The 25780-nt window shown below is 69.6% G+C and carries 25 protein-coding genes; 11 read left to right on the plus strand and 14 right to left on the minus strand.

All coding sequences use genetic code 11. From position 1 onward, the window contains the following. Window positions 1-96: 96 nt before the first annotated feature. The 4 genes from D1409_RS25640 to nucS all read left to right on the plus strand — a co-directional run bounded on the left by D1409_RS25640 (window position 97) and on the right by nucS (window position 4304). A complete protein-coding gene (locus D1409_RS25640; protein WP_123532953.1) occupies window positions 97-2568 on the plus strand; it encodes a GAF domain-containing protein in 2472 nt (823 codons plus the stop codon). 77 nt (window positions 2569-2645) lie between these two features. Further along, a complete protein-coding gene (locus tag D1409_RS00400) occupies window positions 2646-2831 on the plus strand; it encodes a hypothetical protein (RefSeq protein ID WP_123532955.1) in 186 nt (61 codons plus the stop codon). Window positions 2832-2918: 87 nt separating this feature from the next. Then, window positions 2919-3467: a DUF6735 family protein gene (locus tag D1409_RS00405; protein WP_123532956.1), complete on the plus strand. Its 549-nt coding sequence runs from the start codon at window positions 2919-2921 to the stop codon at window positions 3465-3467. A gap of 69 nt (window positions 3468-3536) precedes the next feature. After that, on the plus strand, window positions 3537-4304 hold the full coding sequence (gene nucS / locus D1409_RS00410; RefSeq protein ID WP_206424943.1) for an endonuclease NucS: 768 nt from the start codon (window positions 3537-3539) through the stop codon (window positions 4302-4304). A 24-nt stretch (window positions 4305-4328) separates the two neighbouring features. Here nucS and mutS read toward each other — a convergent pair whose 3' ends face one another. Further along, a complete protein-coding gene (gene mutS / locus D1409_RS00415; protein ID WP_123532958.1) occupies window positions 4329-7094 on the minus strand; it encodes a DNA mismatch repair protein MutS in 2766 nt (921 codons plus the stop codon). A gap of 119 nt (window positions 7095-7213) precedes the next feature. On the opposite strand from mutS, the gene D1409_RS00420 reads away from it, so the two are divergent. Next, a complete protein-coding gene (locus tag D1409_RS00420; protein ID WP_123532960.1) occupies window positions 7214-7546 on the plus strand; it encodes a thioredoxin family protein in 333 nt (110 codons plus the stop codon). 36 nt (window positions 7547-7582) lie between these two features. Here the strand turns inward: D1409_RS00420 and D1409_RS00425 are convergent, their stop codons facing one another. The 9 genes from D1409_RS00425 to D1409_RS00465 all read right to left on the minus strand — a co-directional run bounded on the left by D1409_RS00425 (window position 7583) and on the right by D1409_RS00465 (window position 16052). Then, on the minus strand, window positions 7583-9643 hold the full coding sequence (locus D1409_RS00425; protein ID WP_164471519.1) for an ATP-binding protein: 2061 nt from the start codon (window positions 9641-9643) through the stop codon (window positions 7583-7585). Between the two features lie 89 nt (window positions 9644-9732). Next, window positions 9733-11763 carry an ATP-binding protein gene (locus D1409_RS00430; RefSeq protein WP_123532964.1) on the minus strand — a complete coding sequence of 677 codons (2031 nt, stop codon included), beginning with the start codon at window positions 11761-11763 and terminating at the stop codon, window positions 9733-9735. Window positions 11764-11844: 81 nt separating this feature from the next. Then, the gene (locus D1409_RS00435; RefSeq protein ID WP_123532966.1) at window positions 11845-12615 is read right to left on the minus strand and encodes a sensor domain-containing protein; all 771 of its coding nucleotides are present in this window, start codon (window positions 12613-12615) and stop codon (window positions 11845-11847) included. Between the two features lie 78 nt (window positions 12616-12693). Next, window positions 12694-13032 carry a DUF7521 family protein gene (locus D1409_RS00440; protein ID WP_235853466.1) on the minus strand — a complete coding sequence of 113 codons (339 nt, stop codon included), beginning with the start codon at window positions 13030-13032 and terminating at the stop codon, window positions 12694-12696. A gap of 82 nt (window positions 13033-13114) precedes the next feature. Beyond that, window positions 13115-13453: a DUF7521 family protein gene (locus tag D1409_RS00445; protein ID WP_123532968.1), complete on the minus strand. Its 339-nt coding sequence runs from the start codon at window positions 13451-13453 to the stop codon at window positions 13115-13117. Continuing rightward, window positions 13450-13809: a winged helix-turn-helix domain-containing protein gene (locus tag D1409_RS00450; protein ID WP_123532970.1), complete on the minus strand. Its 360-nt coding sequence runs from the start codon at window positions 13807-13809 to the stop codon at window positions 13450-13452. Before D1409_RS00450 ends, D1409_RS00445 begins: the two co-directional genes overlap by 4 nt. Window positions 13810-13921: 112 nt before the next feature. Further along, entirely contained in the window at window positions 13922-14239 is a 318-nt protein-coding gene (locus D1409_RS00455) for a hypothetical protein (RefSeq protein ID WP_123532972.1), read from the minus strand. Window positions 14240-14282: 43 nt separating this feature from the next. Further along, window positions 14283-15317, minus strand: a complete 1035-nt coding sequence (locus D1409_RS00460) for a ferredoxin--NADP reductase (protein WP_123532974.1) — start codon at window positions 15315-15317, stop codon at window positions 14283-14285. Between the two features lie 99 nt (window positions 15318-15416). Beyond that, window positions 15417-16052, minus strand: coding sequence for a DsbA family oxidoreductase (locus D1409_RS00465; protein WP_123532976.1), 636 nt, complete (start codon window positions 16050-16052; stop codon window positions 15417-15419). Between the two features lie 162 nt (window positions 16053-16214). Here D1409_RS00465 and D1409_RS00470 point away from each other — a divergent pair, with 162 nt between their 5' ends. From D1409_RS00470 to D1409_RS00480, 3 genes are all read left to right on the plus strand, one after another. Further along, entirely contained in the window at window positions 16215-16976 is a 762-nt protein-coding gene (locus D1409_RS00470; RefSeq protein ID WP_123532978.1) for a hypothetical protein, read from the plus strand. 50 nt (window positions 16977-17026) lie between these two features. After that, the gene (locus D1409_RS00475) at window positions 17027-17386 is read left to right on the plus strand and encodes a hypothetical protein (RefSeq protein ID WP_206424944.1); all 360 of its coding nucleotides are present in this window, start codon (window positions 17027-17029) and stop codon (window positions 17384-17386) included. A 93-nt stretch (window positions 17387-17479) separates the two neighbouring features. Beyond that, the gene (locus D1409_RS00480) at window positions 17480-18364 is read left to right on the plus strand and encodes an EamA family transporter (RefSeq protein ID WP_123532980.1); all 885 of its coding nucleotides are present in this window, start codon (window positions 17480-17482) and stop codon (window positions 18362-18364) included. Window positions 18365-18391: 27 nt separating this feature from the next. Here D1409_RS00480 and D1409_RS24195 read toward each other — a convergent pair whose 3' ends face one another. After that, window positions 18392-18559: a DUF7331 family protein gene (locus D1409_RS24195; RefSeq protein WP_164471520.1), complete on the minus strand. Its 168-nt coding sequence runs from the start codon at window positions 18557-18559 to the stop codon at window positions 18392-18394. 161 nt (window positions 18560-18720) lie between these two features. Between D1409_RS24195 and D1409_RS00485 the strand changes: the two genes are divergently transcribed. Further along, entirely contained in the window at window positions 18721-19644 is a 924-nt protein-coding gene (locus D1409_RS00485; RefSeq protein ID WP_123532983.1) for a phosphotriesterase family protein, read from the plus strand. 100 nt (window positions 19645-19744) lie between these two features. On the opposite strand, the gene D1409_RS00490 is transcribed toward D1409_RS00485, so the two are convergent. Next, complete coding sequence (locus D1409_RS00490; RefSeq protein WP_123532985.1) at window positions 19745-19996, minus strand: DUF5789 family protein; 252 nt, start codon at window positions 19994-19996, stop codon at window positions 19745-19747. Between the two features lie 111 nt (window positions 19997-20107). Here D1409_RS00490 and thiD point away from each other — a divergent pair, with 111 nt between their 5' ends. Beyond that, window positions 20108-21466 (plus strand): bifunctional hydroxymethylpyrimidine kinase/phosphomethylpyrimidine kinase, encoded by a 1359-nt coding sequence (thiD, locus tag D1409_RS00495; protein WP_123532987.1) that lies wholly within the window; start codon window positions 20108-20110, stop codon window positions 21464-21466. 31 nt (window positions 21467-21497) lie between these two features. Here the strand turns inward: thiD and D1409_RS00500 are convergent, their stop codons facing one another. Then, a complete protein-coding gene (locus tag D1409_RS00500; RefSeq protein WP_123532990.1) occupies window positions 21498-23678 on the minus strand; it encodes a PGF-CTERM sorting domain-containing protein in 2181 nt (726 codons plus the stop codon). Between the two features lie 174 nt (window positions 23679-23852). Between D1409_RS00500 and D1409_RS25115 the strand changes: the two genes are divergently transcribed. Continuing rightward, window positions 23853-24632 (plus strand): pentapeptide repeat-containing protein, encoded by a 780-nt coding sequence (locus D1409_RS25115; protein ID WP_206424945.1) that lies wholly within the window; start codon window positions 23853-23855, stop codon window positions 24630-24632. A gap of 19 nt (window positions 24633-24651) precedes the next feature. Here D1409_RS25115 and D1409_RS00515 read toward each other — a convergent pair whose 3' ends face one another. Further along, a complete protein-coding gene (locus D1409_RS00515) occupies window positions 24652-25374 on the minus strand; it encodes a sugar phosphate isomerase/epimerase family protein (RefSeq protein ID WP_123532992.1) in 723 nt (240 codons plus the stop codon). Window positions 25375-25780: the final 406 nt, after the last annotated feature.

Below are 25780 nucleotides of genomic sequence, written 5' to 3' on the forward strand. Positions count from 1 at the left end.
TGGCCGGCGGCCGGCCGCTCGGTCGGGTGCCAGCCTGTTCGTGGAGCCACACGTTTATTACTGGCAGTTACGAAGATCGGTTGACAGGAACGACATATGCCGGATGCGACAGACGACGCACGTGTGCTCCACGTCGACGACGACACCGATCTCGCCGCAGTCACCAGCAGGCACCTCGAACTCGAGAGCGACCGACTGTCGGTCGTCACGGTCGACGCGCCGGAGACCGCGCTCGAGCGAATTCGGACGGAACAGTTCGACTGCGTCGTCAGTGACTACCAGATGCCGGGGATGGACGGGCTGGCCTTGCTCGAGGCGGTCCGGGCGGAGTACCCGGACCTGCCCTTCGTCCTCTACACGGGGAAGGGGAGCGAGGAGGTCGCGAGCGACGCGATCGCGGCGGGCGTCACCGACTACCTCCAGAAGGGGACGGGGCTGGACCACTACGCGGTGCTGGCCAACCGCGTCGAGAACGCGATCGCGGCGGCCCGAGCGGAGGACCGTGCCGCCCGACAGGAGCGTATCAGCGGCCTCGTCCGGGGCATCAATCGCCGACTCGTCGAGGCCGACAGCGTCCGCGCCGTCGACCGCACGGTGTGCGAGGCGTTCGCCGAGTCGGACTCCTACCGGTTCGCGTGGATCGGCGAACCGGACCCCGAGACGGGCGAGATCCGCCCGCGTACGTCGGCCGGCGACGCCGAAACGTATCTTGACGAGGTGACGGTCCCGTACGTGGAGGACGCGGACCCGGCGGAGCAGGGGCCTGCCGGGCGCGCCGTCCAGACCGGGGAACTCCGGCACGCCGCGACAGTCCCGGCGGACCAGACGTGCGAGGAGTGGCGGGCCATCGCCGAGCGGCACGGGTTCGAATCGGTCGTGTTCGTCCCGCTGTCGGCCACCGACGGCCGACACGACGTGCTCGGCGTGTACGCCGACACGGTCCACGCGACGGGCGAGACGGAGCGCGAGGTGCTCGCCGAATTGGGCGATACCGTCAGTCGAGCCAGAGCGGCCGCCGAGACGCGCAGTCGGCTGGAGTGCCGCGAGTCGGAGCTCGCGACGCGCACCCGCGCCATCGAGGCGGCGCCGGTCGGCGTCACCATCGCCGACGCGACCGAACCCGGCGAACCGATCGTCTACGCGAACGACAGGTTCTGCGAGCTGACGGGCTACGACGAGTCGTCCGTCCGCGGTCGCGACTGGCGCTTCCTCGACGGTCCGGCGACCGATCCGGAGACGAGCGAGCACGTCCGCACGGCCGTCGAGACGTGCGAGCCCGTCTCGGTCCGGATCCGCCAGCACTGCGCCGACGGCGACGTGTTCTGGAGTCGGTTCGACGCGGCGCCGGTCCGCGACGACGACGGCCGGCACACCCACTGGGTCGGGTTCCACCGCGACGTGAGCGAAGTGGTCGAGCGCGAGCGGACGCTCGAAGGGCTCCACGGAGCCACCCGGGAACTGGTCGATGCCGAGAGCAAGACCGAGGTCGCGCGCCTGACCGTCGACGCCGTCCGTGACACCCTCGATTACCCGAACAACGTCGTCAGGCTCCTCGACGGGGACGCGAACGAACTCAGGCCGGTCGCGATATCGGCGGGCGCGGAGACGATCCTCGGGGAGCGCCCCTCCTACCCCGTGGGCGAGGGGACGGCCGGTCGGGCCTTCGCCGACGGGGAGACGCTCGTCCTCGACAATGTCCAGACGGTCGAGGACGGCTACGACCGAAAGGACGCCCGTGCGTCGATGTACGTCCCGATCGGTGACCACGGGACGCTGTCGATCGGAGACACGAAGGCGGGCGTCTTCGACGAGTCCGACGTCCACCTCGCGGAGATCTTCGCCGCCAACGCGGAGGCGGCCCTGGACCGCGTCGAGCAGGCCCAGACGCGCAAACGACAGAACGAACGCCTGGAGGCGTTCACGAGCGTCGTCTCGCACGACCTCCGTAACCCGCTCTCGGTGCTCGTCGGCTCCCTCCCGCTCGCCGAGGAGACCGGCGAGGCCGACCACTTCGAGCGGTGTTACCGCGCGCTCGACCGGATGGAGCGGCTGATCGACGACCTGCTGCGGCTGGCCCGGGAGGGCGAGACGGTCGACGCGCCGGCACCGGTGTCGCTCCCGGACGTCGCGAGGGACGCCTGGGCCACGGTCGACACCGGCGGCGCGGAGCTCCGCGTCGAGACGGACGCGACCGTCCTCGCCGACGAGTCGCGCCTCCGACAGCTCGTCGAAAATCTCGTCCGGAACTCGGTCGAACACGGACCGAGGAACCCGGACGCGCGGGACCGGTACGGGGCGCTCCAGCACGGCGACGAGACGGTCACCGTGACGGTCGGCGACCTCCCCGAGGAGTCGGGCTTCTTCGTCGCCGACGACGGGTCCGGGATCCCCGACGACCGCCGGGACCGGGTGTTCGAGAGCGGCTTCTCTACGTCGCCCGACGGAACCGGATTCGGCCTCGCGATCGTCTCCGAGATCGCGTCGGCCCACGGCTGGACCACCGCGGTCACCGAGAGCGACACGGCGGGCGCTCGGGTGGAGATCCGCGACGTCGACCGCCCGGACTGACCGCCCGATGAGCTCCTCGGTGGTCGACTTCCTCCGACGCCAAAACGATTTGTCGGCGGCGGTCCTCGTGACGGCGTATGAAAGACGAGGCCTGGCGCTCGGTCGAGGTCGTCAACAACAAGCAGGGCGAACCCCACCTGCTCCAGCAGCGAGTGACCGTCTACACCTCCGGCGTGAGCGAGGAGTCGTCGGGCTACACGAAACCGGAGGTCCAGCACCGACTCGTCCCGCTCCAGAGCCTCGTCGAGTACGACAGCGGGTGACCCGACGACCGACGCGGCCCGTGGGCCGACCCGACGGGCGACTCGTCCGAGCCTTTACGTACGAACCCGGGACCAACCCGACTCGCCGTGGGAGCGCGCACGCTGGTCGCCGTCGAGCGGCCGAACGGTCGGTACGACTGCTACCACTCCCAGTGGGGTGGCCAGCACCTCGACCGGCTGGTCGGACTCCTCCGGGTCGACGGGCTTCCCCCCACTCTCGCCGACGCCGGCCCCGTCGAGACGGCCGTCCCCGCCGACCGCGTCCTCGCCCTGCTCGACCCCCGGGAGTACGAGGCGCTGGTCGTCGACGGCGGGTCGGTCGAGGCGTACCTGGTCTGCTGGCTCGGCGTCGAGCCACTCCAGCACACCGGCCGCGCCGACACGGCGGGGACCCCCGCGGACGAGGCGACGGCGTTCGTCCGTGACGCCGCCCTCGTCCCGTGGACCGACGCGGCGACTGCGACGCGCCTCCGACGGTTTCTCCGTACCGCGAAGGACGTGCTCGGCGACGCCGTCGACGCCGGCCTCCTCTCGGCACCGGCGGCGACGGCGTCCCTCCGGATCCGTCTCGCTGGACACCCCGACGTTCCGGCGGACACGCTGTGGCTGCCGGTGGGGGGTGACACCGTGGCCTGACACCGCAGAACCCGGGGACGGTCGTCCCGTGTCGCGCGGTTTTTACCCGCCCGGGCGCAACCGATAGTCGTGACTGCCGTCGAGGACGGACTCCGACTGAAGACCCGCGAGCGGCCGGATCACGACGCTGCCAGGGACCTCGTGGCCGAAGCGATCGACACCGGGGCGCTCGTGACGGTCGTCGGCCGCTGCACGGTCGACTACGAGGGGCGCGCGTCGAGCACCCTCGGTCCCGGCGAGCGACTGGTGATGCTCAAACCCGACGGCGCCGCGCTCGTCCACACCGACGAGGGCCAGCAGCCGGTGAACTGGCAGCCCCCCGACTGCGACCACGAGGCGTCGCTCGTCGACGGACATTTGCGGATCGAGAGCCACCGGGAGACGCCCGAGGAGCACCTCGCCGTCGACTTCGAGTCCGTGCTCGAAGTGTCGGCCTACGGGCTGACCGACGAGCGCGACCTCTCCCTGCAGGGCACCGAGGAGGACCTCCGCCAGCGCATCCTCGACGATCCCGCGCTGGTCGAGACGGGGTTCGTCCCGCTCGCGACCGAGCGCGGGACCCCCGCCGGTGCGGTCGACATCTACGGCGAGGACGGGGACGGCCGCGCCGTCGCCGTCGAACTCAAGCGCCGGCGGGTGGGCCCCGACGCGGTGGGCCAGCTCGGCCGCTACGTCGACGCGATGGAACGGGACCTCCACGCCGACACGGAGGTGCGCGGCATCCTGGTCGCGCCCTCGGTGACCGACCGCGCGAGCCGACTGCTCGCCGAACGCGGCCTGGAGTTCGTCCCGCTCACGCCGACGGGATCCGGGGAGTCTCCGGGCTCCTCGGAGTAGCCGCGCGACGCACTTCGCCCGCGCTCACTCGTCCAGCGACTCTTTCAGCTCGGCGAGCGCGTTCATCGCCTCCAGCGGCGTCATCGTCGCCATGTCGAGGGATTCGAGTTCGTCGGCCAGTCGGGCGTCCGCCGTCCCGGTCCCGCCCGCCGGGTCACCGTCGTCGGCCGTGTTGCTCACTCGAACGCTCCCGTCGGGGTCGTGGCCGTTCGAGTCGGCCGACGGCTCGTCCGCGCTGCCCGCGTCGCTCCCGTCGAGCAACTCGCGGGAGCGCTCGACCACGTCGGCGGGGACGCCGGCCAGTTTCGCCACTTCGATGCCGTAGGAGGCGGCCGCGGCGCCCGGCGCGACCTCGTGTTCGAAGGCCACGCCGTCGCCGTCGCGCTCCGTCTCGAAGTGGAGGTTGAACACGCCCGGGAGGTCGTCGGCGATGGCGGTCAGTTCGTGGTGGTGGGTGGCGAACAGCGTCGTCGCGCCCACGTCGTCGTGGACGTGTTCGGTGACCGCGCGGGCGATCGCGAGGCCGTCGGCGGTACTCGTCCCGCGGCCCACCTCGTCCAGGAGGACCAGCGAGTCCTCCGTCGCGTGTTCGAGGATGTCGGCGAGTTCGGTCATCTCGACCATGAAGGTGGAGCGACCGCCGGCGATGTCGTCGCTCGCGCCGACGCGCGTGAACACGCGGTCGACGACCGGCAGTCGCGCCTCCGCGGCCGGGACGAAGCTCCCGGCCTGTGCGAGCACCGACGTGAGCGCGACCTGGCGCATGTACGTCGACTTGCCACTCATGTTCGGTCCCGTGATCACCGCGAAGAAGTGTTCGTCGTCGAAGTGGGCGTCGTTGGGGACGAACCGCTCCTCGGTGCGCTCGACGACGGGGTGGCGGCCGGCGGTCACGTCGAATCCGTCTGCGCCGACCTCCGGGCGCGTGTAGTCGAACTTCGCCGCGACGCTCGCGAAGGAGACGAACACGTCCAGTCGCGCGAGTCGGTCGGCCAGCGCCTGCACCCGCTCGGACTCCTCTGCGACCTCGCGGCGGACCTCGCAGAACAGTTCGTACTCGAGGTCGTCGGCCCGTCCCTCCGCGCGGATGATCTCGTCCTCTCGCTCCCGGAGTTCCGGCGTGACGAACCGCTCGGAGTTCTTCAGGGTCTGCCGGCGCGTGTAGTCCTCGGGCACGCTGTCGAGGTTGGGGTCGGTCACCTCGATGTAGTAGCCGTGGACGGAGGTGTGGCCGACCTTCAGCGAGTCGATGCCGGTGCGCTCGCGCTCGCGCGCCTGGAGGTCGTCGATCCACGCCTTCCCCTCGCGCTCGGTCTCTCGCAAGCGCGCGAGTTCCTCGTCGTAGTCGGGTTCGACGACGCCGCCCTCGGTGAGTTCGGCGGCGGGGTCGGACTGGATGGCGCGGTCGACCAGGTCGCGCACGTCCGCCAGCGAGTCGAGGTGCTCGCGCAGTTCGACGAGCGTCGCCGACTGCGCGTCGGCCAGCGCCGCCTCCACGTCGGGCACGACGGCGAGCGTGTCGTGGAGCGAGCGCAGGTCGCGGGCGTTCGCCCGCCCTCTGGCGACCCGCGAGATCAGCCGTTCGACGTCGTACACGTCGTCCAGTAGCTCGTGGAGGCGCTCCCGTAACGTCACGTCACCGGCGAGTTCGGCGACGGCGTCGTGGCGGGCGGCGATGCGGTCCTCGTCCAGCAGCGGCCGGCGGAGCCAGTCGTCGAGTTTCCGCCGGCCGAGCGCGCAGGCGGTCTCGTCGAGCGCGTCGACGAGCGTCAGCCCCGCTCGTCCGCGGACCGCGCGCCGGTCGAACAGTTCGAGACTGTCGAGCGCCACGCGGTCGAGGAGCATGTACTCGCGCGGGTCGTAGCGCGTGAGGTGGTTGATGTAGTCGAGCGCGGCGGTCCCTGGGTCCGCGTCCGGCCCCGAGACGGCCGCCGTCGAGTCGTCGCCGATGTCGCCGGCGTCCGGGTTGCCGCCGCGGGTGTACTCGGCGTACGCCAGCAGGGCGCCGCAGGCGCGAATCTCCACCTCGTCGGCGAGCGCGAGGTCGCCGAAGTACGCCTCGACGCGCTCGCTGGCGCGTTCTCGCTCGAAGGCGGTGCGCTCGTACGGCGAGACCATGCAGTCGCCGTCGAAGACGTCGGTCGGGGCGTCGGGACCGACGATGGCCTCCGCGGGGGCGAAGCGTCCGAGTTCGTCGGCGACCGAGTCGATCCGGTCCGCACTCGTCGCGTAGCAGTCACCCGTCGACACGTCCAGCAGGGCGAGCCCGTAGGGGCCCGACTCGTCGCCGTTCGCGCCGGCTCCGCCGCCCGCTCGGGTCGTCCGCTGGGTCGAGCGGTCGCCGCCCGGCCCGGCTGTCGTGAGACAGGCGACGTAGTTGTTGTCGGCGCTCCGCAGGAGTTCGTCCTCGGTGAGCGTCCCCGGCGTGACGACCCGCGTCACGGCGCGGTCGACGACGCCGCTCACCTCGTCGGGGTCCTGCACCTGGTCGGCGACGGCGACCCGATACCCCGCTTCCAGCAGGCGCTCGATGTACGACTCGGCGTTGTCGATGGGGATGCCCGCCATCGCGTACTGCCCGGTCGAGTCCTCGCGCTTGGTGAGCGTGATCTCACACAGGCGCGCGACTCGCTCCGCCGCGTCGCAGAACGCCTCGTAGAAATCCCCGACCTGGAAGAGGACGAGCGAGTCGTCGTACTCCCGGCAGAGTTCGAAGTACTGGGCCATCATCGGCGTCAGGTCCTCCTCGCGGTCGGCCATCTTCGCCGGCGCTCCCAGTGCCGCGTCCATGGCTGTGTGACAGCGGACCGTACGGGTTATATCCATCGGGTCTCCGCCCGCGGTCGCGGGCTCCCCGGAACTCGACGCCCGGCCGCGACCCTTACCTGACTCGCGCTCGTCTCTCCGGTATGGCCACGTCACACGAACGCCCCGTCTCGCCATCGACCCGATCGGAACTAAACGACCTCGTCGCGAGTCACGACCGCGTCCTCGTCGAGTTCTACACCGAGGGGTGTGGCAAGTGCGCGGCGATGGAACCGGTCCTGTCGGGGGTCGCCCGCACGACCGACGTCGTCGTCGCGACGATGAACCCGCGCGACGACCCGCAACTGGTCGACGAGTACGACGTGCGGAGCGTCCCGAAACTCCTCCTGTTCGTCGACGGCGAACTCGTCGACACCCGGGCGGACGGCGTGCTCGACGTCGACGAACTGACCGCGTTCGCCACGGCGCAGCACTGACCGACAGGCGTCGGAGCCGGACCGCCCCCCGTCCGCTCAGACGAACTCCAGTTCGACCGCTCGCACGTCGCCGAACGTCGCCTCGCAGGTCCGTTTCGACGAGTGCCCGCACACCATCAGCCCGACGGAGACGCGCTCACCGAGGTCGAGCGCCTGCTGGTCGACCGGCGTCCACTCGTCGCCGGACTCCGACAGGTAGAGCGTGACGACGCCGTCGACGTACTCGACGCGGTAGTACGAGAACGTGCCCGGGAGTTCACCGAACTGGTCGCTGTCGGTGAATCCGTCGACGCCCTCCCGCCAGGTGACCTCGGAGCCGTGTGACTCCGTCGTTCCGACGTAGCCGAACGGCGCGCGTTCGTCGGGACCGGCACGGATCGCCAACCCGCACTTGCTGAACTCGTGGGGCCCGTCGAGGTCGACGATACGGCCCTGGATACGAACCGGGGACTCGGCCTCGCCGTGGACGTAGTGGAACTCGTTCGTGTTACCCCAGACGTTCGACCCGTCTGCGACGACCGTCCACCGGTCGGCGTCGCGGTCGTACTCGGCGCTCCCGGGCACCGACACCGGTCCCACGTCCTCGTTCCGGTCGAGCGGGACTCGTCCTCGCTCGCGCACGCCGAACTCGGTGCGGGTCACCATCGGAACGCCCGCGACCTCGATCCGAGCGCCCGGCGACTCCCCGTCCGGGCCGTTTCTGGGGGTGTCGTGGGCGGGACTCGCGGCCGTGATGTGCAGGTCCCACCCGTGCTGTTCGACGGTCTCGGCGACGATATCGAGGCCGGTCCCGGTGCCGTCCTCGGCGGTCGTGTACCCCGACTTCGTGACCTTCGACCGTTCGGAATCGGGGATGCCGGGGCCGTCGTCCTCGACGAAGAAGCCGCGGTCGAGGGCGCCGACGCGGACGGACACGTTCGGGCCCGCGTGGTCGAGCGCGTTCTTGAACAGGTTCTCGAACAGCGGCCGGAGCGTCTTCGCGTCGACCGCGACGACGGTGTCCTCCGGGAGGTCGACGGTGAGATCGGCCTCGCCGTCCGAGAGCACGCTCCAGACGTTCTCGACGAGCGGGACGAACTCCGTCGTGAGCGACTCGGCCCGGAACGACCGGAGCGTCTCGCTCGACAGCCCCTCGGTACCGGACCGCTTCGAGAGGCGCGCGAGGTCTTCGACGATGTCCTCGATACGGTGGATGCTGGTCTCGATGCCGTTGAGCGCGTCGTCCGCTCCCGCCCGGGCGCGGTCGACGTGCCCGTAGGCGATCTGGAGCGGTGTACGGAGGTCGTGGGCGACGTACGTGATGAACTGGTCGATGCGCTCGGACTGCTCGGCGAGGTGGCGTTCGAATCGCTTCTGGTCGGTGATGTCCTCCGCGTACCCCACGATCCCCTGGACCTCGCCGTCGTCGTCGCGCCAGGGGACCTTCGTCGTCCGCGCCCAGTGGGTGTGGCCGTCGTGGTCGTACTCCCGGACGCGGTCGTATATCGGCACGCCGGTCTCGACGACCCGCATGTCGTCCTCGAAGTCGGCGCGTGCCTTCTCCCGCATGTAGTCGGCGGTGATCTCGAGGTCGGTCCGCCCGACGACCGACGCCGGGTCGACGTCGTCCTCGATGTCGGACTTGTAGAGGTGTCGCCCCTCGCGGTCCTTCGCGAACACCGCCAGCTCGGCGTCGGCGAGGAACGTGGTGAAGAGGGAGCTCTCGGCCGCGCGGCGCCGGCGCTCGTCGTACGTCTCCAGCGCGTTCCCGACCACCGTCGCGAGCGCGTCCTCGCCCGCCGACGGCGGGACGTAGCGACAGTCGTCCAGCGCCGCCAGCGCCGCGTGGTCGCAGTCTGCGACCGGGACGGTGACGACCACCGGAACCAGGTCGGTCGTCTCCCTGACCGCGCGGCAGGCCGCCGCGGGATCGGTGCTGTCGGTGACGAGCACGCAACCGACGTCGTCGCGGTCGGACAGGACGTCGACGCTGCTCTCGACGTCCGACACCGCGAGCAGGTCGCCGGCGACCGACGGGACGAGCGCAGTGCGGATCCGGTCGACGGATTCGTCGCCCAGGAGCAACACAGTCTCAGGATCCGACAGGAGATAGCTCATCGAAACGAGTCTCTCTCGTCTGGGTTCGCCGACGCCTAAAATCTGTGGGGGTGACCGGCCGCTCGCGCTGATCCGTTCCGCGGTCCAGATCAGTCGCGCACGTCGAGTTCGGAGACGGTCACGTCCTCGAACACCGCCTCGATGGTCTCGTCCTCGCTGTGGCTACAGACCGCGAGGCCGACGACCAGCGGGTCCGCCATCGAGACCGTCCGCTGGTCGAGCGCCTGCCACTCCTCGCCGTCGGTCGACCACGACAGCGTCACCTCGTCACCGACCGCGTCGATCCGGTACCACTGATACGCGCCGTAGGGCTCTTCCATCTGGTCGCTGCCGGCGTACTCGCCCGTGCGCTCGCGCCACATCGTCTCGGTCCCGAAGGACTCGGTCGCGCCGACGAAGGCGAACGCGGCGTCCTCGTCGAGGCCGTCACGCACCATCAGTCCGGCTTTGCTGTACTCGTGCGTGCCCTCGTGGTCGACGAGTCGACCCTCGATCCTGACGGGTGCCGACGCGTCGCCGTAGACGAAGTGGAACTCGTCGATGTCCTGCCAGATGTCCCGGCCGTTCCCGGTGACGGTCCAGCTATCGTCGACCGAGTTGTACCTCGACTCCCCGGGGACAGTGACGTCCCCGACGTCGGTGCTCTCCGAGAGGTCGACCGACGCGGCGGGCGTCGCGGACCGCGGGACGACGACCGGACACCCACCGATCTCGAACCTGGCGCCGCCGGCCGCGCTCTCGGTGACGGTCAGCGTCCAGTCCTGCTGGCCGACCGTCTCCGTCACGATAGCCAGCCCGGTCCCGCTGCCGTCATCCGACGTCGTGTAGCCGTCTTCGAGGACGTTCTCGCGTTCGTCTTCGGGGATGCCGGGGCCGTCGTCCTCGACGAAGAAACCCCTCTCCACGACCCCCACGCGGACGGTCACCCCCGGCCCGCCGTGGTCGACGGCGTTCTTCAACAGGTTCTCGATCAGCGGCCGCAGCGTCTCCGTCTCCGCTATCACTTCCGTCCCCTCGGGGACGTCGACCTCGAGCGTGGCCTCCTCCGTCTCGTTGACGCGCCAGATGTTCTCGACGAGCGGGACCAGTTCCGTCGCGTCGACGCCGACGTCGAGCGCCTCGAGCACCTCCTCCGAGAGGCGCTGGTCCGAGCGGTCGCCCTTCGAGAGCGCGCTCAGGTCCTGGATTATCTCTTCGATGCGTTCGTTGGCCCGCTCGATCCGGTCGAAGGCGTCTTCGTCCCCCTCCCGAGCCCTGTCGAGTGCGCCCACCGATATCTGCAGGGGCGTCCGGAGGTCGTGAGAGACGTAGCTCGCGAACTGGTCGAAGCGGTCGCGCTGTTCTTCCAGTTTGCGCTCGGCGTGGATCCGCTGGCTCACTTCGTTCGTGTAGCCGACGACCCCCTGCACCTCGCCGTCGTCGTCGTACCACGGCACCTTCGTCACTTGCGACCAGTGGTCGCCGCCCTGTCCCTCGAAGTGCTCGATCTTGTCCCGGATCGTCTCTTCGGTCTCGACGACCCGGAGGTCGTCCTCGTAGGCATCGGTCGCGGCCTCCGGGTCGTGTTCGAACACCTCCGGGTCGGTCTTCCCCTGTGCCTCCTCGGGGTCTATCGTGTACGGCACGTCGGCCATACGGAGGTAGCGCCCCGCTTCGTCCTTGGCGAACACGGTGAGTTCGCCCTCCATCAGAAGCGTCTCGAAGATGCTACTGTCCGCGGCCGTCTGGCGTCGGCGCTGGAACGTGTCGAGCGCGTCGTCGACGACGGTCGCCAGCGTCTCCATCGACGCCGATCGTGGCAGGTATCGGCAGTCGGCGTGTTCGGCCACTGCGGCCGCCGCCTCGTCCGCGTACGCCACGACCGGAAGGAGGTCGTCGGCGGCCCTGACCGCCTCGCGGATGTCGCGGAACGTCCGCTCGTCGACGTCGACCGCGACGACACAGCCGACGTCTGTCCGCTCGGAGAGCGTCGAGCGGACGTCGTCGACGTCTTCGGCGTCTTCGGCGTCGACGGCGTCAGTGGCAGCGGCGTCCGTCACTGCGGACCGAACCCGGTCGCGATCGGCGCTCGATCCGCCGACGACGAGCGCGACCGACGGGTCCGCGAGAAGATAGCTCATCGGAGTCGTACCGACACCGTATGCGATACAGGGTAATAAGGGCCCGGGCGTCCGATCGCGGAAATTCGCGTTTTGACCGGGCTACACGTCTAACGAGCGACGTATCGTCGACGGGTCGGTCCCGCCGAGCAACAGCGACGTGTACCAGCCCACGACCCGAGCCGCCAGGTTACAGAGGTGCAGGGAGACCAGCGTCGCGACCAGTCCGAACGCCGAGACGGCCAGCGCCTCCGGGAGCGTGGTGACGTACCACGTCGTCACCTGGAAGGGGATCGTCAGCCCGATCTGCCAGGTCTGGAGCGCGAACTCGACGGACGGTTCGAGGCTCATCTCGCCCGACACGGGCCGGACGCCCACGTTCACGTTCTCGTAGTAGAGCGGGACGAACAGCAGCGACAGCGAGAGCGTGCCCAGGAAGACGAGGAGCGTGAACGCGGCCACACCGAGGACGAGCTTGCTCACCAGGTACACCAGTCCCTTCCAGGTCGAGAGGCTCGTGACGACGTACTTGAGGTGAGCGACCGGGTCGGAGAGCGGCGGCGCGTCCGTCGCCCCGGCGGGGACGTCGACGACGAGCGCTCTGTCGGCGACGAACCGTTCGAGCGCGGTCAGTTCCCGAGTCAGGTACACCATCGCGATCACCAGCACCACGCCCACCAGCAACACCGAGAGGGTGAGCCCGAACGCGAACCCCACGGTCAACAGGACGAAGTAGGTCAGTCCGAGCGGGAACAGGGCGGACAGGTACAGCAGGTTCGCGTACGTCTGCAGGCGCACGGGCACCCGGAGGAACCGCCAGATGAGGGCGCGCGGACCGGTCGGGAGGTCGGGGACCGAGACCCGTCGACTCATTGTCGTCTCCTCGACCGCCGGATAGTAAAACGATCGGTCATCGATCGACGGTCCGGCGCCGCCCGTCGGACAGGGCCGTCAGGCGCCGGTGAGCGCGTAGAGGATCGATCCGAGGCCGAGGATCTCGAGGACCGTCCACGCGAGGACGACCGCGGCGTCGCTGGCACCGAGCGCGCCGGCGAGCAGGGTCGTGACGACGAACGGCAGGGCGGTCACGAGGAAGATGCCGAGTCCGAGAAACAGCATCGGACGGCTGTCGTTGCGCCGGTAGCCCCGGTAGGCCTGGTAGGCGACGAACAGGCCGACCGTGGCGGTCAGCGACCGCGCGACCGTCGCCGGCGTGACGCTCACGGTCGTCTGGAGGACCTCGAACACCGCGGCGACGACCGAAAGCAGACCGGGGGACAGTCCGCTCATCGCGGCACCTCCCGCGAGGGGGACGTGCTGGTTCGGCGGGCACCGGGGGCGTGGTCGGTCGGTCGGTGTGGCGTGCGGACTGTCATGGGTCTCCGTAGATCGAGTAGAGGATGCAGCCGAGTCCGAGCAGTTCGCTGACGGTCGTCGAGAGGAGGCGGACGGACTCCGGCGTGTCGGTGAACGTCGGGAGGAGGATGCGGAGGGCGATGGGCCCGCCGGTCAGGAGGACGATCCCGACCGCGAGGAACAGCATGGCGCGGTCGCGCGTCCCGCGATACCCCTTCAGGGCCTCGTAGGCGATCAGCACGGAGAGGCCGGCGGCGGTGGCGAGACCCAGGAGGGCCAGGGCCGCGAGGACGGCGGACCCGCCGGTCGCGGAGACCTGCACCGGGGCGATCGGAGCGGTAGCGGTCGGTATCATGGTTCTGTGAGTCCCTCGAACAGGCGCGTGAACCGGTCTGCGGCGTCCACCTCGCGGCGCGACACGTCGATCGAGTACTCGCCGTTCTCGATCTCGACGGTGACGCGCTCGACGCGGGTCCGGTAGGTCTTGTAGTGGTGGCCGTCCGGGTCCAGTTGCTGTTGCTCCACGACGAGGTCGTGGTCCCGTAGCTGCTCGATGCGACGATACACCGTCGGCTCGGAGGCGTCACAGCGGTCGGCCAGCGCGGACGCCGACAGCGCCTCGCGACTCGACTCGACCAGGATCGCGCGGGCGTACTCGTCGTCGAGCAACGAGATGACCGCGGCTTCCTCGGGATCCTGGCCCGTACTCATCGCTCGACGGTTTTCCCGGCGGGAATATAAAAGGGGCTACACGATTTCCGACCCGGAAACTGTGACCGGACGCGGAGCGGTCGACCCAGTCGGTCCCCGCACGGTCTCGCCGTCACAGTAGCCGGAGGACCCAACTGGTCGCCAGCATCGCGGCGGCACCGGTCGAGACGAGGGGCAGGACGTAAAGGTACGCGGGCGCCGCCTCGGTCCCGTTTCGGATGTTCGAGGGGTCGCGGTAGACCGCCGCGGCGGCGGCGAGTGCGAACAGCCCGATCACGCCCATCCCGGCCGCGTAAGTCGTCACTCCGTGGATCAGGATCTCGATCGCGTTGTCGACGACGAACGTGACGCCCATGAGCCCGATGACGTACGCGAGCACGTCCACTCGTCGGACTCGCTCGGAGGGAGCACGCGAGAGTGCAGTCGCCATGGTCGGAGATATCGGCTCGTTCACAGGAATCTTTCGGTCCCGGCTACCCGAAGCCTTCGGCCTCGATGAAGCGGTCGGGCACGCCGACGGACTCGGCGGCGTCGACGAGGCTGTGGACCATCGCGTTGATGCCGCAGGCGTACACCTCCGTGCTGTCGGGGTCGATGCGGGCGTCGACGCTCGTCACGGGCGACTGGTCGAGCCACCGCTCCAGTTCGCGACCCAGCGGGGCGGTGACCGCCGCTTCGTCGACGTGCTTGACGAACGCGTGCTGGACGTAGTCCGTCTCACCCGCCCAGTTCGAGAGATAGGATTCGCGGCTCAGGCAGGGGACGAAGTGGAAGTTCTCGTGTGCGTCCGCGTACTCGCGGAACGCCTCGCGGTAGGGCAGGTCGTCCTCCCACGCGGCGCCGAGGAACAGCCACACGTCCCGATTTTCGCCACCGACCTCGTCCAGCCCGGTCTCGAAGACGTAGTCGATCATCCCCTTGAACGGCGCGACGCCGGTCCCGGTCGCGAGGAAGACCAGGTCCCGCTCCGAGGGGTCGTCGAGGACGAGGTCGCCGCGGGGCCCGCGGAGCGTCACTTTGTCGCCGACGGAGAGGTCCGCACAGAGGCGCGGCGAGATGTCGCCACCGGGGACGCGACGGACGCAGATCTCGACGGTGTCGCGGGTGGGCGAGCTCGCCAGCGAGTAGGCCCGCGAGTTACCGCGGTAGCGCAGGCCGACGTACTGGCCGGCGAGGTACTCGAACCGACGCTTCGGCTCGAACTCGATCCGGGTGAGCATCGGGTGGGGTCGCTCGTAGCGCTCCCGGAGCGCGCTACAGCGGCGGGCGAACCGGTGATACCCGTCCTCCCGGAGTTCGCGGACCAGCGCGCCCCAGTCGTCGTAGTCTGAGACCGTGTCGTAGCGGTCCGCGAGTCCCGCCTCCGCGAACCAGTGGTCGACCGCCTCGCGGACCTCGGCGGAGCGGTCGCGGTCGAGGGCCTCCGTCTCCACGACCGTCGCCGACTCGGTGACGAGCGGCAAGTCGGCGATGCGGTCGTGTTTGGAGGCGTGTTTCCTGACGGACATTACGTGTTCGTGGGACGCGACGACAGTAAGTAGTGTGGTCGGGGTCCGTCGGTCTCGTCCTCCCGTCGGCGGGCGGACGGCGTACAGCGGTCGTCCCGTTCAGCTTCCCTCGACCAGCCGCCGGAGGTGCTCGGGCGGGACGGCACCGCGGGCCGCGTACTCGCCGTAGGTGAACGTCGGGACGCCCGTGACGCCCTGCCGGTGTGCCTCCTCGAACCGCTGTTCGACTTTCGAGCGCCACTCCTCGTCGTCGACGGCCGCGTGGATCTCCTCGGGGTCGAGGCCCGCGTCGCTCGCGATGTCGGCCAGGACGTCCGGGTCGCCGATGTCGCGCCCGTCCTGCCACAGCGCGTCGAAGACGGCCCAGTCGAACGCCAGCCAGCGCTCGTAGGGGGCGGTCTCTTTCACGTAGTAGGCGGCGACCTGCGCCGGGAGCGAGTCCACGTCCGTCGCGAGGTCCAGCGACATCTCGACGCCGTACTCCGCCTGGAGGCGCTCGACGTTCTCCCGTGCCTGCTCGTAGTAGTCCTCGTCTTTCCCGTCGTCGGCCGAGTGGTCGATCGACCCGTCCGGGTTTCGCTTCCCCGACCGCAGGTCGAAGGGATGCCAGTCGATCTCCAGGTCCTCGTCGCGCTCGTCCTGGTACTGCGAGAGGGACTGGCGACCCAGGTAGCAGAACGGACAGACGTAGTCCGAGTAGATCCCGATGCGCTCGGCTGTCTCGGCGTCGCTCATACCCACAGTAACGTCCGGACGGGGAAAAGCGACCCGTCGTGCGGGCCGGTCCGCCGACCGGCGACCGCCGCTCGACCCGATCGCCGTGCGACCGCGCCACAGTCTCGGCCGTCGTCGCCGGTACGAACAGATTTTTGGTGGATATTCTGTCTTGTTGCCCCTATGTCGACAGCGACGATCCGGGGTACGGTGGGTGGACTCGGTCGACGGGCGAATCCGGCGTTCGCGGTCGCCGTCGTCCTGCTCCCGCTGGCCGCGCTCGGCTACGCACTGACGGTCGCATCGGTCCAGCAACACACGTACGTCCACGTGATGGCGGGCGTGCTGTGGACGGGCATCGACATCTTCATCGGGACGGTGCTGGGGCCGGTTGTGGGCGGCCTCGACGACGAGGAGAGCGCCGCGGTGTTCAGCCGGTTGACGCCGAAGACCTCGTTCCTCCTCCCGTCGCTCGCGTTCGTCACCATCGCGGGCGGGATCACGCTCGCCCAGCGCATCGGCACGTTCACGCACGCCGAGCCGTGGCTCGCGATCTTCACGGCCGTCAACCTGATCCCCGTGTTCCTGCTGATCGGCTGGCGACTGGACGGGTGGCGCGACTGGCGCTGGCAGGTGCCGTTCGCGCTCGTGACCGTCGGGTCGCTCGCGTGGGTCGCGCTGACGATCGGCGAGTTCCAGATGACCGACCCGACCATCGCCATCGCGCTGGGGATCGTCACAATCCTCTCCGTGCAGGGCTTCGGCTTCCTGATGCCCGGCGAGGTGCGGATGTACCTGGAGATGACGTCCGCCGACCCCGACCCCTCGATCATCGCGGCCATCGGCAAGCAGAACGCGATGCTCGGCGGCGTGCAGGGGTTCTTCCAGTTGCTGCTCATCCTCGACATGGTGTACCTGCGCTACGGCGGATTCCCGTGGTTCTGACTCGCGTCGGGTGACCCATCTTTTTCACTTGCCCCTTCCTGTCCTCGAGCATGGGACTGATCGCGAGTTTCGTCACGTTCTTCCTCGGGGTACTGATCGGCGGCGTCGGCATCTACGTCGGCGGGGCGCTGTTCGGCGGCGGCGGGAGCTACGAGAAGGCGGTCACGACGGCGATCGTCGGCGCGATCGTCTGGGCGGTCGTCGGCACGTTCTTCGGGTTCATCCCGCTGCTGGGGCCGATCCTGACGTTCCTCGCGTACATCGCCGTCCTGAACGTCGCCTATTCGGGCGGCTGGGTCGACGCGATAGGCATCGCGGTGGTCGCCTGGCTCACGCTCGTCGTCGTGTTCACCGTGCTCGGCCCGCTCGGGCTGGACTTGTTCTCCGCGGTCGGCGTCCCCTGGGTGTAGGGCGTCCCTTCGGCGCACAGCCGTTGTATCGCCGTGCTATCACGACTGAGGACGGACGGGAACGCTCTTGTCCGGCCGGGCTAATCCTCCGCCGTGTTCGGACCGGAACCGGGACTGGTGTACGCAGGCCTCGCGTCGCTGATCCTCGGGGTCTACTTCTTCTGTATCAAACGGTACTTCAGCGACTACCCGTCGACGGTGTACCTCTCGATAACGTTCACCGCCTCGCTGCTGTGGTACCTGCCCATCGCGGTCGTGGCGAACGACGGCGGCGGCTACCTGCCGGCGGGGTTCGGCGCTCCCGGCATCGGGATGTTCGTCGTCACAGTAGGGGGCTCGCTGGTCGCCTTCCTGGCGCTGTTCCGGGCCGTCGCCGTCGGTGACGTGTCCTACGTCGCACCGATCAGCAAGCTCGTGGCCGTCTTCGTGCTCCCCATCGAACTGGTCGTCCTGCGGGAACAGCTCTCGGCGCTCCAGATTGCCGGCGTGGTCGTCGCCACCGCCGCCGTCTACGTCGCCAACTACGAACCGGGGAAGCTGTTCGAGCCGTTCGTCCAGGCCGCGCGGTCGCGACCCGCCCAGCTGGCGCTCGCGAGCGCGGCGGTCTTCGGCGTCGTCGACGTGGGGAAACGCGTGCTGACGCAGGAACTACAGGTGCCGCCCGAGACGTTCAACCTCCTCCTGTTCACGGCGGTCCCGCTCGCACTCGCGCCGCTCGCGCTCCGACGCGTGCCGGAGGGAACTGCCGACGACCTCCGGCTGTTCGCGGGGGTCGGGCTCCTCCTCGCGGTCGGCGAGCACTTCGTGATGCTCGCGTTCTCGACGCTCTCGGCGAGTATCGCCTCGCCCGTCATCAACACGCAGGCCGTCGTCGCCGTCCTGCTGGGCGGGATCGTCCTCGGGGAGGACGCGTTCCGCGTCCGACTGGTCGCGGCGGCGTTCGCGGTCGTCGGCGTGACGCTGATCACGGTCGGCTGAAGGAGAGAGCGGCCGCTCACCCGAGCGTCACTCGGCCGGTCCGGTCGCGCGTACGTCCTCGAAGTCGATGGCGTAGCTCGTCTGGATCCAGGCGTTGGCGTTCTCCCGGTCGTAGAGCACCAGATCGCCGTCTATCGTCTCGAAGGTCCCACACTGTTCCGCCGCGGAGTCGGGTCGACGCTGCGTCTCGGACATCGTAGTGTTCGCTTTGACTCCAGACGCTCACCAAGTTAAGCTTTGCCGTGGGTATGGTACTCATCCTCGATATAGTATAAGGACGTTAGATCCCCCGGGCCGACGAGGTCACGCTCTCCGGTGTGCGAGGGGTTAGGGGGCTGGATTCCGTCACGTCGGGTATGAAACTCCACACGACGCAGGGCGCCCTCGACCGTGAGGCTCTGGGGCTGATTCTCCCGCACGAACACGTCTTCGTCGATCTGGGGCCGATGGCGGCCGAGAACTGGCGCGACGCCGACCCCGAGGACGTGGTGGACGTGATGGCCCCCGAAATCGAGCGGGCTCGGGAGTCCGGCGTCACGGCGCTCGTCGAGGCCACGCCCGAGGGCGTCGGCCGCCGGGTGGACCTCGACCTCGCCGTCTCGGAGGCCACGGACTTTCCCATCGTCGTCCCGACCGGGATCTACCAGGAGCCGTCGATCCCCGACTGGGCTCGCGAGTCCAGCGAGGACGAACTGACCGAGTGGCTGGTCGAAGACCTCACGGAGGGCGTCGGCGACACCGGCGTCCGGGCCGCGTGGATCAAGGTCAGCACGGACGACGACGACCCGACCGGACTCTCGCCCGACGAGGCGAAGATACTCAGAGCCGCGGCCCGCGCCGGCGAGCGGACCGGTGCGCTGATCGGGAGCCACACCCTCCACGGCGAGGTCGTCCACCAGCAGCTCGACGTGATCGAGGACGCGGGCTACGCCGCCGACCGGTTCGTCTGGATCCACGCCCAGGCCGACGACGAGCGCTACCACCGCGAGGTCGCCGAGCGGGGCGCGTTCGTGGAGTACGACTGGATCGGGGGCGACGATCAGGCAGACGCCGACTACGTCGACCGGGTGGAGATGCTCTGCGAGGCGGGCTACACCGACCGTATCCTCCTGAGTCAGGACCGCGGCTGGTACGACCCCTCGGAACCTGACGGCGGCGAGCAGAAACCGTACACCTATCTCACCGACGAGTTCCTGCCGCGACTGCGCGAGGCCGGACTGACCGAGGAGACCGTCCGGCAGATCACGCACGACAACCCCTTCGCCGCCTACGCGCGGTAGCTGGTTTGCCGCCTACGCGCGGTAGCTGGGTCGCAGCCTCCGCGCGGTAGCTGGGTCGCAGCCTCGGCGTAGTAACTGGCGGCCGTCTACGAGTCCGCGATCATCCCTCGCCTTCCGACTGGTACGGTTCGCCGACGGCCTCGCGCGGAAGGTCGTTCTGGACGGCGGTGTAAGCGTCGTCGGCCGACTCGAAGCGATCGGGGTCGGCGTCGACGAGCACCTGACCGAGGCTACGCTCTCCCTCCGCCAGCTCTACCACGTCGCCCTCGCAGGCCGCCGCCAGCTCCTCTCGGTCGACCGGGTAGTCGAACCGTTCCAGGTACTCCGGGAGGTCGGACAGTTCGAGTTCCATAACAGACCGGAGGGCCGGCAGGCGTTAGTGTGTAGTTGCCACGTGCCTGCGCCGAACGTGCCGCTGGGGGCTCTCGTCACCCCTATGGTGTCGGCAGGGATACACCCGGACATGACACGACAGGAAGCGCCGGTCGAACCGCCGGTCGTCCTCACCATCGCGGGGAGCGACTCGGGCGGCGGCGCCGGCATCCAGGCCGACCTGAAGACCATCGAGGCCGGCGGCGCGTTCGGCACCAGCGCGATAACGAGCGTCACCGCCCAGAACACGACTGGCGTCGAGAGCACGCACGTCCTCCCGACCGATGAGATCGACGCCCAGTGCGAGGCCGTGCTCGCGGACTTCGACGTGGCCGCGGTGAAGACGGGGATGCTCGCGACGACCGAGGTGGTCGAACTCGTCACCGACCAGGTCCGCGACACGGCCGCGCCGACCGTGGTCGACCCCGTGATGGTCGCCGCCTCCGGCGACCGTCTGCTCGCCGAGGAAGCGGAGGCCGCTTACGCGGACCTCGTCGCCGAGTCGACGCTCGTCACTCCCAACGCCGACGAGGCGGGCGTCCTGACCGACGTGACGCCGGAGAGGGAGGCCGAAGCCCGCGAGGCCGGGGAGCGACTCGTCCAGATGGGCGCCGACGCGGCGCTGGTCAAGGGCGGGCACGTCCCCGGCGACGCCGTCGTCGACGTGCTCGTGACCGCAGACAGCGTCGAGACGTTCCGTCACCCGCGCGTCGACACGGACGCGACTCACGGGTCGGGGTGTGCGCTCTCCTCGGCTATCGCCGCCCGCCTCGCTCACGGCGACGACCTCGACGAGGCCGTCGGTGCCGGCGTCGACCTGCTCGCTCGCGCGGTCCGCTACAATCTCGACGTGGGCGAGGGGCCCGGCGCCGTCCACCACGCCGTCGAACTGCGCGACCGGGCCGCGCGGGACGACACCACGGAGGCGGTCGAAGGGATCGTCCAGTCGTTCGTGGACCTGAACGTCGCGCCGCTCGTCCCGGAGGTCGGAACGAACGTCGCCGGCGCGACTCCCTACGCGGAGCGACCCGGTGAGACCGCCGCCGTCGACGGCCGGATCACCCGAACGCTCTCCGGCGCCCGACCGAGTCGCGGCGTCCGGTTCGGCGCCTCGACCAACGTCGCCCGCCTGCTCCTCGCCGCCCGCGAGCGCGACCCTCGCCTCCGGTTCGCGGTGAACTGCCGCTACGACGACTCGGTCGCGAGCGCGCTCGGCGACCTCGACCGTCCGGTCGGCGAGTTCGACAGCGGCGAGGCGGCGGAGCCCGCAGAAACCAGCGCGGTCGAACGGGGCGTCGACACGGCCTTCGAGTCCGTCGACGGGACGCCCGCGGCGCTCGTCGACCGCGGCGCCAGGGAGGGGCCGCTCGTCTACCTGCTGGCCCGCGAACCGGACGCGCTGGTGGACCGGACGCTGACGCTGCTCGAAGCGGTCGAATCGGCCGAGTAGGGCGTCGAAGCGCGGGAAGCGGTAGCGTCCGTTACTCCTGTCTGCGCCGGCCGAGAAGTGCGAGTCCCGCGAGGAGGCCGACCAGCGTCGCGACGGGGCCGAAGCCGGGGCCGAACCCGCTGCTCCCGCCGCCCGCGCCGTCGTCGCCGTTCTGGCTCGCACCGTCGCCGTCGTCGGACCCGCCCACGTCGCCGACGGTCACGGTGAGGGTGTCGGCATCACCGACGCTGAACTCGTACTCGCCGCGTTCGAGGCGGGCGACGCCCGAGACGGTCCGGTTCTCGTCGGGCCCGAGCGCGGGCTGTCGGTCGATGATCGGTCCGTTCGGACCGCGGAGGGTGACGTTGCCGCGGGCAGGCACGCCGGTGGGGTTGCTGATCGTCGCCGTGAACGCGACCGCGCCGGCCTCGGAGAGCTGTGTCCGGTTCGCGGCGAGGCCAGTTACGGACGCGGCCACGGGGTCGTGCACCTCGACGGTCACCTCGTCGCTTCCGACGGCGAGGATGTGTTCGCCGGGCTCAGAGAACGACCGCTCGAACGAGTGCGTGACGCGGTCGCCGGGCTGGAGCGTCCCCGTCTCGGTCGCTCTGACGCGGCCGTCGACGGCGAACCGCGCCTCGTACTCGCTGGCGGCGCCGCCGGTGTTGGAGACCGCGCCGGTGAGCGTGAGCGTCTCGCCGGTAAATACCGTCAGGTCGGACCCCTCGACCGACGCGTTGCGGTAGGGGCCGCCGACGGCGAACCTGTCCGCGCCGTCGGCGAACCCGACTTCGATGCGCGCGGGCGTCGGCCCGAACGCCTCGGCGTGGGCGGCTTTCGTCCACAGGTCGGGCGTTCGCTCGGTCCGTGCGTATGTGACGGCCGCCTGGCGGACGTCGGCGGAACTGACCGTCCCGACCGACTCGAAGACGGTCCGGTGGTTCACCGGTCCCTGGTGGGCGTTCATCGCCGAGAAGACGGCCTGGAGCGAGCGCGACTGGTCCGTCGCGAGGCGGATCCGCCGGTCGGTGTCGGCGGCGACGAGACTCCCCTTCAGGTAGTTGGCGGCGTTGGCCCACGACGACGGTTCGGTGAGGACGGCATCGGACTGGGGCCGGACCGTCCCCTGCCGGATCACGTCCCGGAAGCCGTCGTAGTTCGCGTGGCCCTGTTCCATCGCGAGGTGGGCGGCGTAGTAGGTGGCGAACGCTTCGGTCGTCCACTTCGCCGACGCGTCCGTGTCGTAGTCCTGTCGCGTGTGGACGTACTCGTGGAGCCACGTGTTCTCGGCGGTCGCGAGCGCCTCGGCGTCGCGGACCCACATGTCCGAGTCGCCGTACTGGAGTCCGCGGACACCCCACTCGACCGTCGTCGTCGGCGCCGCGAAGGCGTACACCTCGTCGTCGCGGTCGCCCACCCGCAACTGGTCCGCGGCCGTCGCCATCGTGTCGAGGATGTCGTCGGGCGACTCCGCCAGCGACGCGCGGTCGGGCACGATCAACTGGAATCGCTGTCCGTGTGCCGTCCGTTCGTGGGTCTCGACTTCGCCCATGTACACCATCCAGTCGCCGACGTACCCCGGGCCGGCGGTCGTCGATTCACGGGTGATGCCGACCGGTTCCCCGCCCTGATAGGACCAGCTCGTCGCGATCGAGGGCTGGCGGAACAGCGCCCAGTCGCCCGCGTCGACGAACAGGTATCGCCCGCGTGCGCCCTCCGGCCCGGTGAGATCGCGCGTCTCGTTGACGTCCATCACGAAGGTGATCTGCGGGTCCGTCGTGTTCCCGTCCCACTCGTAGGTCTGCCCGTCGGCCTGCGAGAACCCCGTCGTCCCGGTGACGCTCACCTCGGCCGGTAGCTGGGGTTTCAGGGCCGCGACGCGTTCGGGAACCCGATAGCGCTGGACGACGGTGATCCGGCCGCGGTCGTTCGGCGTCAGCCGGAACTCCTGCGTGGCGGTGATGTTCGACGACGCGTTGTCGAAGACGTCGTCGGTCCCGACGGAGAAGGCCGACCCGCCCGACTCCGTGACCGTCGTCCTGGTCTCGGCCGCGGGCGCCGACGGGCCGACCGTGTCCGCGGCGAAGCCGTCGCCGGTCGCGACTGCGCTGGACTCCGGTGTCGGAGCCCCGGAATCGGAGAGACCGGCGGCGACGCTCGCGCCGAACGTAGTTGCGAGCAGCGACAAGACGACGGCACCGACGAGGCACCGGCGAACGAGCGACGTATCCATGTCTTCGCATTGGCAAGGGCCTCCTTAACAGTTGGTCGTCCGCGCTCGACGGGAGGCACCCTCGCGAACGCGGCCGTCTCGACCCGCTGTGGCCGGTGAAGCGGCGGGCCCGGAACCGCGGCGACCTGTCTCGTGACCGGCTTTTTTAGGGTGCAGTCGCGTACTTTCAGCGCGATGCCACAGCAGGGTGAGGATCTCAGTGGGCGGGACCTCTCCGGTTCGGACTTCAGCGGCGCGACCCTCAGATACGTGGACTTCAGCCGTGCGGACCTCTCGGATGCGGACCTGGGCGGTGCAGACCTCAGGTACGCAGACCTCAGCGACGCCGATCTCTCCGGCGCCGACCTGAGCGGTGCGGACCTCGAGCACGCGACGCTCGTCGGTTCGGACCTGACCGACGCGACGCTCTCGGGCACGCAACTGGGCCACGCGACCTTCGAAGCCGGCGGCGACTCGGAGGGGAGCGGCGACTCGGCGGAGGAGGACCTGTCCTCGGCCGTCGGTTCGGTCATCGTCTGGGGGACGCTCGCGCTCGGCATCACGCTCCTGCTGGCCGGGTGGTCGAACTTCTGGATGGTGTTCGTGATCGGATTCGCGGTCGTCCTCCCCCTCGCCGGCACGCTCGCGGGGTGGTACGAGGAGCGCACCGCCGAAGCAGAGCCGGAACCCAAGTCGGACGACGCCGACGAGCGGCCCGACCCGCTCGCCGACCTGCGCCGGCGGTACGCCGACGGCGAGATAGACGACGCGGAGTTCGAGCGACGCGTCGAGCGACTGCTCGAGACCGAATCGATGACCGACGCCGAACTCGCCTACGGGGAGGGTGCGTCGAAGCCGGGGTCTGAGTCGGAGTCGGCGTCCGAGTCGAAGCCCGATTCCGGGTCGGAATCGGGGTCTGAGTCTGAGCCGGAATCGACGGCCGCGGATCCGCAACTGGAACGCGAGGTCGAGTAAATCCGCGGGGCCGTCCGCCTCAGAGGTCGGCGAGGAAGTCGGCGCCGTGGTCGATGGATGCGGCGGGGTCTTCGGGCTGGTCGTGTTCGTAGACGAGCCATTCGGCGTCGATATCGCGGGCCGTGTCGGCACAGGCCTGCATGTCCACGTCGCCGTCGCCGATCTCGCAGAAGTCGCCGTCGTCCATGTCCTTCATGTGGACGATCTCGACGCGGTCGCCGTAGCGTTCGAGGATGTCGACGGGGTCGTGCCCGGCGGTCTCGATCCAGCCCACGTCGGGTTCGAGGAGGAGGCTACACGACTCGGCGAACACTTCGTAGCCGTTGGTGTCGTCGAAGGGGACGAACTCGTGGTCGTGGTTGTGGTAGTGGAGCGCGAAGTCGTGGTCGGCGAGGTTCGCGGCGACGTTCTCGAGGCGAGCGGCCGTCTCCTCGGCGGCCTCGCGGGTCTCGAAGTGCTCGGCCCCGAGCCACGGGACGACCGCGCCGCTCGACCCGATAGTCCCGTGGGTCTCGACGACGCTCGCGGCGTCGGCTTCCATCGCGTCGAGGTCGACGTGCGCGTCGGTCACGTCGAGTCCGAGTTCGTCCAGTTTCGCGGCGATCTCGTCGGGCGAGAGTTCGCCGAACTCGCCGGAGAACTGGACGCCGTCGTAGCCGGCGTCGGCGCAGCGTTCGAGGATCTCCGCCATCGGCAGGTCGAGGTTGCGGACCGAGTAGAGGTTGATCGCGGTGCGTACCATACCGGTGGGTCGCTCGGACGGGGTTTCAGTCCACGGGTTGGGGAGCGACTCGCCGGTGGGAGGAGTCGATGCAGTCCGTGCTAGGTCTCGGACGCTCTCGGCCCGCTCGCTAGCAGTCGTTTCGACCGCAGTATACAGCAGACGTTGAAAGCCCTCGGCCCGCTCGCGGTCGCTGACCGGCATATCCGCGCTCGGACAACAGCACTGCGCCGCACTCGCGCGGATAGCGGCCGCTCAGACGACTAAACTGAACGCGAGCGCGCCTCGCCCTTTCAGTCCACCAGGAAGACCGCACCGCGAACGCGCCGCAGACGGCCTCACGCCTCCCCAACGGATTCGCTCCCTACGGTCGCTCATCCCTCGCGCGGCTTCGTCGCGCGCATGAAAGCGCGCCAACGTCAGAGCG

Origin of the sequence: Halosimplex salinum (assembly GCF_003730195.1) — an archaeon.
Taxonomy (GTDB): Archaea; Halobacteriota; Halobacteria; order Halobacteriales; family Haloarculaceae; genus Halosimplex; species Halosimplex salinum.

Excerpts from the sequence above, each read along its gene's own strand:
- D1409_RS25640 (WP_123532953.1), top strand. The coding sequence starts at position 97 with ATGCCGGATGCGACAGACGACGCACGTGTGCTCCACGTCGACGACGAC.
- D1409_RS00400 (WP_123532955.1), top strand. The coding sequence starts at position 2,646 with ATGAAAGACGAGGCCTGGCGCTCGGTCGAGGTCGTCAACAACAAGCAG.
- mutS (WP_123532958.1), bottom strand. The coding sequence starts at position 7,094 with ATGGACGCGGCACTGGGAGCGCCGGCGAAGATGGCCGACCGCGAGGAG.
- D1409_RS00420 (WP_123532960.1), top strand. The coding sequence starts at position 7,214 with ATGGCCACGTCACACGAACGCCCCGTCTCGCCATCGACCCGATCGGAA.
- D1409_RS00425 (WP_164471519.1), bottom strand. The coding sequence starts at position 9,643 with ATGAGCTATCTCCTGTCGGATCCTGAGACTGTGTTGCTCCTGGGCGAC.
- D1409_RS00430 (WP_123532964.1), bottom strand. The coding sequence starts at position 11,763 with ATGAGCTATCTTCTCGCGGACCCGTCGGTCGCGCTCGTCGTCGGCGGA.
- D1409_RS00435 (WP_123532966.1), bottom strand. The coding sequence starts at position 12,615 with ATGAGTCGACGGGTCTCGGTCCCCGACCTCCCGACCGGTCCGCGCGCC.
- D1409_RS00440 (WP_235853466.1), bottom strand. The coding sequence starts at position 13,032 with ATGAGCGGACTGTCCCCCGGTCTGCTTTCGGTCGTCGCCGCGGTGTTC.
- D1409_RS00445 (WP_123532968.1), bottom strand. The coding sequence starts at position 13,453 with ATGATACCGACCGCTACCGCTCCGATCGCCCCGGTGCAGGTCTCCGCG.
- D1409_RS00450 (WP_123532970.1), bottom strand. The coding sequence starts at position 13,809 with ATGAGTACGGGCCAGGATCCCGAGGAAGCCGCGGTCATCTCGTTGCTC.
- D1409_RS00455 (WP_123532972.1), bottom strand. The coding sequence starts at position 14,239 with ATGGCGACTGCACTCTCGCGTGCTCCCTCCGAGCGAGTCCGACGAGTG.
- D1409_RS00460 (WP_123532974.1), bottom strand. The coding sequence starts at position 15,317 with ATGTCCGTCAGGAAACACGCCTCCAAACACGACCGCATCGCCGACTTG.
- D1409_RS00465 (WP_123532976.1), bottom strand. The coding sequence starts at position 16,052 with ATGAGCGACGCCGAGACAGCCGAGCGCATCGGGATCTACTCGGACTAC.
- D1409_RS00470 (WP_123532978.1), top strand. The coding sequence starts at position 16,215 with ATGTCGACAGCGACGATCCGGGGTACGGTGGGTGGACTCGGTCGACGG.
- D1409_RS00475 (WP_206424944.1), top strand. The coding sequence starts at position 17,027 with ATGGGACTGATCGCGAGTTTCGTCACGTTCTTCCTCGGGGTACTGATC.
- D1409_RS24195 (WP_164471520.1), bottom strand. The coding sequence starts at position 18,559 with ATGTCCGAGACGCAGCGTCGACCCGACTCCGCGGCGGAACAGTGTGGG.
- D1409_RS00485 (WP_123532983.1), top strand. The coding sequence starts at position 18,721 with ATGAAACTCCACACGACGCAGGGCGCCCTCGACCGTGAGGCTCTGGGG.
- D1409_RS00490 (WP_123532985.1), bottom strand. The coding sequence starts at position 19,996 with ATGGAACTCGAACTGTCCGACCTCCCGGAGTACCTGGAACGGTTCGAC.
- thiD (WP_123532987.1), top strand. The coding sequence starts at position 20,108 with ATGACACGACAGGAAGCGCCGGTCGAACCGCCGGTCGTCCTCACCATC.
- D1409_RS00500 (WP_123532990.1), bottom strand. The coding sequence starts at position 23,678 with ATGGATACGTCGCTCGTTCGCCGGTGCCTCGTCGGTGCCGTCGTCTTG.
- D1409_RS25115 (WP_206424945.1), top strand. The coding sequence starts at position 23,853 with ATGCCACAGCAGGGTGAGGATCTCAGTGGGCGGGACCTCTCCGGTTCG.
- D1409_RS00515 (WP_123532992.1), bottom strand. The coding sequence starts at position 25,374 with ATGGTACGCACCGCGATCAACCTCTACTCGGTCCGCAACCTCGACCTG.